This window comes from Paraburkholderia dilworthii (genome assembly GCF_000472525.1).
GTDB lineage: Bacteria > Pseudomonadota > Gammaproteobacteria > Burkholderiales > Burkholderiaceae > Paraburkholderia > Paraburkholderia dilworthii.
The window spans coordinates 1-10,699 of sequence record NZ_AWZT01000089.1 but is presented as its reverse complement, the minus strand read 5'-3'; the positions used below and the strand labels follow the sequence as shown (position 1 = coordinate 10,699).

At 57.3% G+C, this 10,699-nt stretch carries 6 protein-coding genes and 2 pseudogenes; 3 read left to right on the top strand and 5 right to left on the bottom strand.

Annotated features, from left to right (window positions below):
* A partial coding sequence (locus tag F759_RS41785) for a GNAT family N-acetyltransferase (protein ID WP_027803770.1) occupies positions 1-320 on the bottom strand: 320 nt, incomplete at its 3' end.
* Positions 321-618: 298 nt separating this feature from the next.
* Here F759_RS41785 and F759_RS39610 point away from each other — a divergent pair.
* The 3 genes from F759_RS39610 to F759_RS0134335 all read left to right on the top strand — a co-directional run bounded on the left by F759_RS39610 (position 619) and on the right by F759_RS0134335 (position 6,975).
* Positions 619-2,586 (top strand): methyl-accepting chemotaxis protein, encoded by a 1,968-nt coding sequence (locus tag F759_RS39610; protein ID WP_274533510.1) that lies wholly within the window; start codon positions 619-621, stop codon positions 2,584-2,586.
* Positions 2,553-4,928: an EAL domain-containing protein gene (locus F759_RS39605; protein WP_084534443.1), complete on the top strand. Its 2,376-nt coding sequence runs from the start codon at positions 2,553-2,555 to the stop codon at positions 4,926-4,928. The genes F759_RS39610 and F759_RS39605 overlap by 34 nt, the downstream gene beginning before the upstream one ends.
* 766 nt (positions 4,929-5,694) lie before the next feature.
* Positions 5,695-6,975: a GGDEF domain-containing protein gene (locus F759_RS0134335; RefSeq protein ID WP_244438993.1), complete on the top strand. Its 1,281-nt coding sequence runs from the start codon at positions 5,695-5,697 to the stop codon at positions 6,973-6,975.
* Positions 6,976-7,308: 333 nt separating this feature from the next.
* Here the strand turns inward: F759_RS0134335 and F759_RS40330 are convergent, their stop codons facing one another.
* The 4 genes and pseudogenes from F759_RS40330 to F759_RS0134310 all read right to left on the bottom strand — a co-directional run.
* Positions 7,309-7,782 (bottom strand): GNAT family N-acetyltransferase, encoded by a 474-nt coding sequence (locus tag F759_RS40330; RefSeq protein WP_027803768.1) that lies wholly within the window; start codon positions 7,780-7,782, stop codon positions 7,309-7,311.
* 190 nt (positions 7,783-7,972) lie between these two features.
* The gene (locus F759_RS0134325; protein ID WP_051377577.1) at positions 7,973-8,509 is read right to left on the bottom strand and encodes a GNAT family N-acetyltransferase; all 537 of its coding nucleotides are present in this window, start codon (positions 8,507-8,509) and stop codon (positions 7,973-7,975) included.
* A gap of 198 nt (positions 8,510-8,707) precedes the next feature.
* Positions 8,708-10,153, bottom strand: a pseudogene (locus tag F759_RS0134315) (IS1182 family transposase).
* Positions 10,154-10,209: 56 nt separating this feature from the next.
* Positions 10,210-10,699 (bottom strand): annotated as a pseudogene (locus F759_RS0134310) (IS110 family RNA-guided transposase); the annotation flags it as partial.

Genomic DNA, 10,699 nt, shown 5'->3' with positions numbered 1-10,699 from the left:
CTCCAATGCACGCGTTGCAGACTAAAGCCTATTTCCGCGCGTTGACATTGCTCGTCCGCATGAAAGAGCATGCAAGTGCCGAGCAATTCGCTGGTTGTCTGCAATTCGACCGCGCAAACGANGTCCTCGCCGTCAGCTGATTTTTTTAATAGACGCGTGATGCGGTCCGCTGCCTGATCTAAGCGGGTCATCGCCGGAAACGAGAAGCGCATCGCATCTGCGTCCGACCATATCGCGAATAGCGCTTGCCCGTCTTCATCACGAAGCGGCCGCAGAATGAGGCGCGGGGTATTCAGCGTTATTGGTTCAAAAAGTGGCATGACGGGGCGGGGCATGGGAAGTAGATGATCCCATTAAAGCATGTGAGCTGCAAACGGACAACGGCATGCCTCGAACGCGTGGCAGTGCAACGTTTGTGCGGCTGCTTTCGGGATTTGCCTTTGTCGCTTGTGGGCGCAAAGCAACCGGTGCGCCGCGCCGATGACCTTTAATCCGTAAATGTGCGAACTGGCTTCGCTGTCGCTGGGCGAGGTTATTGGGACGGCAATTTGCTGGCGCCTCAAAATGAAATTTCTTTCACTTGAGTGGAATTAGGGACGACCCTTACGATCCTGTCGATTGAGCGCAGACCCTACTGGCAACGGCGATTCGCTAAGGGCGGCGAATCAGCCGCAGTACCTAGAGCTTCCGAACGCTTTGAGCGACTTCATAGGCCGGCTTGCCGACCAGATGGCCTTGCTCCAGCTGCATTTCATAGTTGAAACGGGCTTGTCTCAACGGTCACACGCACACCGTATTTTGGTCCTTTACTTTCGAGAAGATAACAAGATGAATTTTGGCGAGATGAAACTCGGCACCAAGCTGATCAGCGCCTTTATCCTCGTGTGCGCCATCGGCGCAGTCGTCACCGGGATTGGCATCCGCAGCATGGCGCAAATTAACGAGAACGGCAACAGGACCTATCGCTTTGATCTGGTGGGACTCAACCTAGTCCAAGACGCGAACACCGATGTGGTGAGAGCTGGCCAATTGCTACGCAACGCCATTCTGGTTTCCAGCACGGAGCAACGTGCCGCCTTCCTGGGCGACGCGGAAAAAAAGTTGACCGTGGCGCGCGAAAGCCTCGACAAAGTTGAGCCGCTGTTTTACACGGAGAAAGGAAAGGCTGCCTTCGCCGCTGTCGACCAGAGCTGGCGAGAGTACGTCCAGGCCTACCAGGAGATGAAAGTCAGGATCGACGCCGCGTCGTTCCAAGATCGAGGAGGCGTGACGGATTATCTGTTGGGCGAATACCATCAGAAGTCCATCAAGACCGAGGACCTGATGAGCACCCTGGTGAATTTGAAACAGGGAGACGCAAAAGAAGCGGCCGAATCTAACCAGGCGCTGTACGACGAAAGCCGCAATCTGATGATTTTTCTGGTGGTCTTCTCTGTCTTGACCGGTGTTGGAATCGGCGTCTGGATGACGCGCAGTCTTACCCGGCAACTGGGGGGCGAGCCAGCGATTGCGGCCGACCTTGCCAAGAGCGTCGCAGCCGGTGATCTGAGCGCGAACATCGAGCTACGGCCCGGCGACACGATCAGCCTGATGGCATCGCTGAAGGCAATGCGCGATGCCCTGTTGCGGGTCGTGTCCGAAGTGCGTGAGAACGCCGAGGGCGTGGCGACTGCGAGTGCGCAGATCGCGCAAGGCAATCTGGATCTGTCGAGCCGCACAGAGCAGCAGGCGGCATCCCTGGAGGAAACGGCCTCGAGCATGGAGGAACTTACCGCCACGGTCCGTCATAACACAGACAATGCGAAGCAGGCAGCGACGCTCGCCGGCACGGCGTCGGGCATCGCGCAGCGCGGGGGCGAGGTCGTCGGACGTGTGGTTGAGACGATGCGCGAGATCTCCGGCAGTTCCGCCAAAATGTCCGAGATCATCAGTGTGATCGAAGGTATTGCCTTTCAGACCAACATCCTCGCCCTCAACGCGGCGGTAGAGGCGGCTCGTGCCGGTGAACAGGGGCGGGGATTTGCTGTCGTGGCCGGCGAAGTCCGCACGCTCGCGCAGCGCAGTGCCGCTGCCGCCAGGGAAATCAAGGACCTGATCGGCGACTCGGTCAATCGGGTAGACGCTGGCTCGAAGCTCGTTGAGGAAGCAGGCAGCACCATTAATGAGATCGTTGAGTCGGTGAAACGTGTGACGGATATCGTGAGCGAAATCTCGTCGGCGTCGGTAGAACAGGGCACCGGTATCGAGCAGGTGAACCAGGCGGTCAGCCAGATGGACCAGGTGACCCAGCAGAATGCCGCGCTAGTGGAGGAGGCTTCGGCGGCGGCACAGTCGATGGCTCAGCAGGCGCAGGGCTTGCGTGAAGCGGTGGCCTTCTTCAAGGTCGATGACAGGAGGTTATCTGAGCCACGCGTGATTGACCCGCACGGGGAACCGCGGCGGACCGAGTCGAAAGTTCCCAATCCCTCCCGTGCAGCATTGACAAAGCCAAAGACACTGAGTGCGACCGGCACCGTACTGCAGACTGGCAGGCGTTCTAAGCGGATCTCAAAATGGACAGTGCTAACGACGCGCTTGAACGAATGAGCAAGCTCGTCACCGTCAACACGAAAACCGTGAGCGCTCTCGGCGCCCGGGCGATGGTTCTGGGCAAGTTTCTTGATGCAGCCTTGCAACACCTCACGACGTTGCAGCGCGCTGCGGTCGCCAAGTCATTCGGGCAGGGTATTGAAGAAGCCATGTCACTGATGGACGATGTGCCGTTGCCCGCCGAATACCACTCGGCGCTGCTTGAACTCACAAATGTCATCCTCGCCACACTGGACCACGAATCGTCCAGGCAAGCAACGCTGGATACCGACGAGCGGTGCTACCGGATGCTGTATGAGGCCACCCCGGCCATGTTGCATTCGATCGATTCACAAGGGCGCCTGGTATCCGTCAGCGATATCTGGCTGACGACTCTCGGCTATACGCGCGACGAGGTGATTGGTCGCATGTGGGCTGACTTCCTGACGCCAGCCTCACGCATCTACGCCACCGACACCGTCCTCCCCCATCTCTTTCAGACCGGCCGATGTGAAGATATCGAATACCAGGCGGTGAAGAAGGACGGCACCGTGATTGACATACTCTTGTCGTCTTATTTTGAGCGCGACATGGATGGTGCTCCCCCGCTCTCGCTGACTGTGATCGAGGACGTGACCGAACGCAAGCGCATGCAATACGAGCTGGCCGAGCAGTGTGAAAGATTGCGCGTGACGCTCCATTCAATCGGAGACGGTGTGATCACAACGGATGCCCAAGGCCGAGTCGAGTACCTGAACCCGATCGCAGAAAAACTCACGGGATGGGCTAACGAAGCGGCTCGGGGCATGCCGGCTACCACTGTGTTTCGCGTCATTGACGCTACGACCGGCATGCGGGACATGAACCCCGTGGAGAGGTGCCTCGCTACGGACAGCGCGGTTGATGTGACCATTCATGCGGTGCTGACAAGCCGCGACGACGACGAATATTTCATTGAGGATTCTGCTGCACCGATCAGGAACGCCGCCGGCGAGACCCTAGGGGTCGTGCTGGTCTTTCGTGACGTCTCGGAGCAGCGCCGCCTGAATCGCGAGATGATGTACCGTGCGACGCATGACACGCTCACAGGACTTGTTAATCGTGACGAATTCGAGCGTCGACTGCAAGTTGCGCTGACCTCCGCTCACAAAGAGGAGGCGGAATACGCATTGATGTACATAGATCTGGACCATTTCAAGCTGGTCAATGATGCGGGGGGGCATGCGGCCGGAGACCGGCTGCTCAAGCAGGTTGCCGGCGTAATCGGGCGATTTGTTCGCAAAAGCGATACCTTCGCTCGCCTGGGTGGTGATGAGTTCGGTCTGATCATCGCGCGCGGCTCCACTGCCGCGGCGCAAGATGTCGCGCAAGAAATCTGTGAGGAAATCGATGCAATCCGCTTTCAACAGGGGATCCATCGTCTTCATATTGGCGCCAGCATCGGGCTGGTGTCGGTCGATCAGCGCTGGCCGACGACGGCGACATTGCTGCGAGCGGCTGACAGCGCCTGCTTTGCTGCCAAGCAGGGCGGGCGCAACCGCGTGCACACGTACTTTGCCGCCGACGAGATGATCGAGTCGCATCGCTCAGACATGCAATGGGTCCGCCGGCTCGAACGGGCACTCGACCAAAGTCAGTTCGTCCTGCACTGGCAGCAGATCACGCCATTAGGCCATTACACCGGAGGCATACACGGTGAGGTGTTGTTACGACTGGTCGGTGATCATGGGCAATTGATTTCACCCGGTGCGTTCCTGCCCGCCGCCGAGCGTTTTCATATCGCGTCGCGTGTCGATCGCTGGGTGGTGCGTGAGGTCTTCGAATGGATGGCCCGGCATAAGGCAGCGTTATCACATGTTGATAGCATGGCGATCAACCTGTCAGGCCAGTCGATCGGGGACCGCGACTTCCATTTGTACGTGCTGAATTTGATTGGGGCTATGGCATTCGATCATCACAAGCTGTGCTTCGAGATCACTGAAACCGCCGCCATCGCCAATCTGAGTGATGCAAAATTGTTTTTTGAATCCATGCGCGCCTACGGCATTCGCTTCGCGCTGGACGATTTTGGTAGCGGTGTTTCGTCTTTTGCCTATCTGAAGAGCCTGCCCGTCGATTACCTGAAAATCGACGGGCAGTTCATCCGCAATCTGGAAGATGACCGCGTCGATCAGGCTACGGTACGGTGTGTCCGGGAAGTGGCGAGCATAACCGGCAAGAAGACCGTTGCCGAATTTGTCGAGACAGCGGCCGTCGAAAGACTGTTGTGCGAAATCGGGATCGACTATGCACAGGGCTTTTTGCGGCACCGCCCGGCACCCATCGACACGATCCTGGGACGTGCCGAGCCGAGGTTATGAAGTCGAATAATAACCGCTGCCGGAGTTGGCGGCTTGCGCGTGTGCTCTGCCTTCTGACACCGTTTGCAAGGAACTCGATGCTGCGAAGGGGCGTCACGAGACAGTTGCCGCTTGCCTTCGAGCGTGGCGAACGGCGAGTTTTGACGGCGGTAGAGCAGAGGCCCCCGATCAAGAACAGGCGAACGGATAACACTATCGACCGCCGGTCTTAACCGATATCTGACGCGTTGCGGCTCACGGCCGATCTGCAGGGTCGATCGTTTTGCCAGCGGTTCGAGAGCGGCGCGCGACGACCACTTTCGACGGAGGCGAATGTCCCTTGTCGGTCGGGCTGCGTCAGTCCGCTCTTCAAACTCATCGCTAGAAAGCGGCCAATGGAATTTCGCTGCCCCGAAGCGGCCCATCGTCAGTGCGTACTCCCGACCCATTCCGGTCCTTCGGCGAATATTTGCGAACGTCTCCGCCACGTTCAAGAGCGGCCGTTTCGGCTTGCTCAAATCGAGCCGCTCAATGGTTAGTCCCGTGCGTGTTCACGAGAAGTAATCCCATTGGACATGCCGGTTGCGGGTCCATCCGCACCTCTAGCTGCCCACCAACGTTCACAGGTCTTATGTCGAAGACCGGGCCGATGTCGGACCGACTACGGGTGGAACCGGTGCAAGAGTCCGTGTCGGCCCACCTAATCTGGCATTAGGGGTTTATACTTACCACGACTTATCATGTCTTCCCCGACATGGATTCAGCCCGCCCACTTAGGCGGGCTTCAATGTTTACAAAGATCGGTTCGAACGCAACAGGACGCTCCCCATTCCGCCTTGCTCTAATCCTGGGGAAAGGTTCACACCGCAAAGCTATGTTCAGCCCTGTCGGTCTTTATATTGTCGGAATCATGTCGACCGCCGTGAGCGTACTCATATTGAGCTCGCTGTCCGGGATTCCAGGGCTGTACCGCTGGTTCGGTGCAAACATTCTGGCCGTGTCCGCATTGGTTGTTCTGGCGTCGTGTGGCGCCTCCCCAACGCCCATGGCTATTCTCATATCCAGTGCGCTCCTTGCAGCCATCCCAGTTGTAGCGCTGCAAGGTTTCAGAAAGTTTTTCGCCCTTCGCCCTTCGCAACCCCACGCGGTTGTGGCATACGTCATTCTGGTGATTGGCTTTGTTTACTGGACCTATGTTTCGCCGAACCCGGATGCCCTGATTATTTCGATGGCTGCCTTCGTTGGCTACTTTCGTCTATGTATCGGCTGGACGGTATACATCATGCGTCCCTCGCATCGGCCTCGGTACAGCTATCAATTCCTAGCCTTCGTCGCGGTGCTCGGAGGGCTCGTCTACATTGCTCGAGCGATCGTGACCGGTCTAGGCTGGGAACAGCACCCACACGTTCTAGACCTGACACCTATGAACGTCGCGTATATCGGCATCGGCATATTAACCTTGCCGTGCCTTTCGATAGGTGTAGTCATGCTCGCGTATGACCGCATGGCTGAACGGATGGAGCGGCTGGCGACTATTGATGATCTGACCGGAGCGCTCGTTCGGCGCGAGTTTATGGCTCGCGCCGAATTGCTGCTAGCGCATGCGAACCGTACAAGGTTGCGCTTGGCTGTTGCAATCCTTGATATTGACCATTTCAAAGCAATAAACGACGGACACGGTCATGCAGTCGGAGACAGCGCGCTGTTTCACTTCGCTTCCATCATGTCGAAGGGTATCAGGCGAGGCGATATATTTGGGCGTCTTGGCGGGGAAGAGTTTGCGGTCCTGTTGCCCGAAACCTCCGGAGCAGACGCTGTTGCAATAGTTGATCGTTTGCGCCTGCAAATTGCTACGGCTGCGCTAGCCATCCCCGGCGGAGAAGTGGAGTGCACGTTCAGCGCTGGCGTCTCGGAATATGAGGCGGGCGAATCGCTGAAAAACCTGATGGCGCGATCCGACGCGGCGCTTTATTCGGCAAAGGCTATGGGGCGGAATCGTGTCGTCGCAGCGGTCTCTGCTCATGCTCAGCCGATCGGAGCCGTCACGGAAGCACCGAAGCCAAATTGACCAAATCTCTGAGAGCGGATGGCGGCGAGACGCTGGCGGATTAGCAGACATTCGCCAAGAGAATCTGAAGGACCGTTCGTGACCGGGTTGAGGCAGTGCCACCGGTAATTCGCTGGCCGGAGACCGGCCATTGAGCGAGCACAGACGAGACCTTGGTTATTCAAATTTGATGGCGACCTCGACCGGCGGCTCTTGGCCGCACTGCGTCCCACGACCCGGTCCGGCAAGTGTCGCGGGCGCGCGGCGCATGCGAAGGGCATAACCCGACCCACATGAGACGGTCGCAGCCATGCGAAAGCGGACACTCGACTCGCGGATCTAACTACTTCGGTGCTAGCTTGCGACTACCTTCTTTAAGGGCTGAATGGCCAAATCCATCGCCGTGCTCGAATCTCGACCATGCTGATCTTCCAGCGCTTTGAAACCCATGACCTCGTAGAAACCAACAGCGTTAGCTGCGGCATTGACCCGGACGTACGGAACATCACTCTTCATTGCGCATTGCTTGATCGCCTCATTCAACAGAGCGCGACCGATCCCCATTCCGTGAACCTGCGGGTCAACGAACAGACTGCACAAGTTCCCGAACTTCCTGACGAGCACGACGCCAACGATGGCTTGGTTGATGACACATTTTAAGTGCACGCATTCCGTCGGGCTATTGATCGCCAACCGCAAATTTTTTTGAACGTTCGCGATAAATGCCGTCTTTTCCGCGTCGTCGGCTCGTACACTCGTGTTGATCACATTGATCATCAGCTGTTCTGCCGTTAGCTCGTCGAAAGACTGTACTTCGGCAATCAACATTACCTACTCCAATTTTTTCTACCGGTGTCAACCGAAATTATTCGAAAGGAAGTCAACAAGGTCTGGCGACAGAACGAGATTACATGGACGGTCTGCAACGATGCTCAGACGACAGAATGCTCGTCCATTGTCAGCGATGGAGGGGGTCTATGTCGAATGTCCCAAGCTGGCCCGAAGCCAGTCGGTTACCTTAACCCTTAATCCGTAGGGTCATGGAAATGTCGTCGACTGAGCGCCCGGAAATACGAAATCTGTCATCGCGTCGGCCAATTTCCTCAAACCCAAAGTATCGATAAAGGCCGATCGCAGCCTGGTTATCTCTGAAAACAGATAGGTCGATCCATTCGATGTGGTTACGTGTCGCGAATTCTATGGCTTCCAGCATCAACTTTCGCCCAAGGCCTCTGCGATAAAAGCCCTCCTCGACGCCGATACCAAGGGTGGCGCGATGTTTCTCGGCCGGTATGCTGGAGGCGTTCAGGTCAAGATGTGCGATGAAGCGTTCATCGGGGCCTTCGATCGCCCATGCTCTCATCCATGTTGGCTGAGGCAAAGGTATCGAAAGGCGACTTTCGAAGCGAGCGCGACGCTCGGGTGATTCGAAATCAACGGCTTCGAACGGGGAAAAAAATGGCCGTCCGGCGCGCCCCGATTCAGCGATCTGCCGGGTGAGATGCTCTGCCCAACGCTTGAAGTCAACAGGCGTTAGGGCAACGGTCGTCAGCATTCTCACCACCTCGAATGATTAAGACGGGGAGGATTGTCGCAGATGATGGCAGTTACGCGGAATGACTGTTCATGGCCGAGGGCGTGTGGAAACTCCATTTCAACCGCTGAGGGCGACGTTGCCGGTCGGATCGATCAGGTTGGACGCGCCGAGCTTGCGCTAATCGAACATCGCGGCCGCAAGAAGCCCCTCGGGGCCTCAGCTGGTAGCCAGCTTCATCGCCTTCATCATTCCGGCGACCCCCAGTATATTGATGACGCGCTTGAGGTTGTAGGCTAGCACCTAAAGGCTCATTTCGGTGCTCACCCGTCCCAGCGTCCGGGTCAGGAAGTGGGTGGCCCCCATCCAATGCTTCAGCGTGCCGAAGACGTGTTCGACCGTGCTTCTTCGAATGGTCATTGCATCGGGCATGCGCTCGAGTCGACGCTGCATGGCTTCCAGTACATGTTCGTGTTCCCATCGTCGGATGCGGCGGTAGTCGCTGGGGGAACATCGCTCCTTGAGATGGCAACGCGGGCATGCGCTGGGCCAGTACACGCGCAGGTTCATGTCTTTCTCAACGGTCTTGAATCGAAGAATTGCGCGCTCACCAGCGGGGCATCGATACTCATCGTTCCTGGCAACGTAGATGAAGTCGCGCTTGGTAAAGAGCCCGTTCTTCCTTGACGCCGAGGTGAGTGGTTTCGGGACATACGTGGTGATCCCAGCCAGTTCACAGGCGCGGATGTCCGGACCGCTGTAGTAGCCTCGATCAGCTAGCACCTTCAGCCCCGGCTTGCCCATCGCCTTCTTCGCTGACACGGCCATCCTGCTGAGTTGCCCGTGATCGCCTCCGATATTCGTCACCTCATGTTCCACGATCAGATGGTGCTTCGTATCCACGGCGGTCTGCACGTTGTAGCCGACAGTTCCGGTTTTTTTGCCACCGCTGGTCATAGAGCGGGAATCCGGGTCGGTAAGCGACAGTTGTCCGTCAGGTTCTTTCTTCAGCTGCGCTTTGATTTGCTCGAGCTCACGCATCCGCTGGCGCAACAGAGCGATCTTCCCGTACAGGCGCACGGTCTTCACATCGAAACCTGTCGGACTGGTCCGGTCTGCGGTTTCAATCATGTCGAGGTATCGCTGGACGCTTTCCTCAATCTGTTGCTGACGCTTGTCGATCTTGCCCGCCGTGTAGTTCCTGTCGCGGCTGTTCACCGCCTTGAATTTGCTGCCGTCGATGGCGACCATGTCGCTCGATAGCAGCTTCAGTCCTCGACACAGCTCGACGAAGCGACGGCATACGTTGCGAATGGCCGGCCCGTTGTCGCGGCGAAAGTCGGCGATCGTCTTGAAGTCTGGCGCCAGACGTCCTGTCAGCCACATCAACTCGACGTTGCGTTGGCATTCGCGCTCAAGACGCCGACTTGAGGGTACCCGGTTCAGATACCCGTAGATATAGATCTTGAGCATCACGCCAGGGTGGTAGGACGGGCGCCCGGTGATTGCGGGCGTGGTGCCGTTGAAGCCGAGAGTCGTGAGGTCCAGTTCGTCCACGAACACGTCGACGATTCTGATCGGGTTGTCCTGGCCGATGTAGTCATCGACGCATTCGGGAAGTAGTGCGACCTGCTTGCGGTCATCGCCTTCAACGAATCGCTTCATGAGTCACCCGGTCTCAATGAGTTGATTCAGTTTAGGCGATGAGTGCGTTTTCACACACCGCGCCTTGAGATCGAGCCGAGCCGTATCTTTCCGCCCGTACCGTTCTGACGAGGAACGAGCCCCAGAAACGCTGCGAACTCGCGGCCTGACCTGAATGTCTTCGCATCTCCAATTGTTGCGACTAAGGCCGTTGCAGTCAGGCGGCCGATTCCCGGTACTTCGGAAATCGCACGGCACGCCGCTTCCTGCTTCTGCCATGCACCAATCCTCTTCTCGAGTTGATTGATGTCTTCCTCAAACAGGTTGATGCGACGCAACTGTTCGAGGAGGTTCAGAACTATTGATCGTGGCAGCGTGTCTTCGAGTTCTGCCATGCGCTCCCTGATCTCATCGAGCCCTGCAACGCGCCCTGCGCGAAAGGTAACGCCGAATTCATACAGCAACCCGCGCAGCTGATTTATTTGCATTGTTCGAAACTTGACGAGCAACGAGCGCATACGATGAAGGCTTAGCATCACTTGCTGATCCTCTGTCTTGGCGGCAACC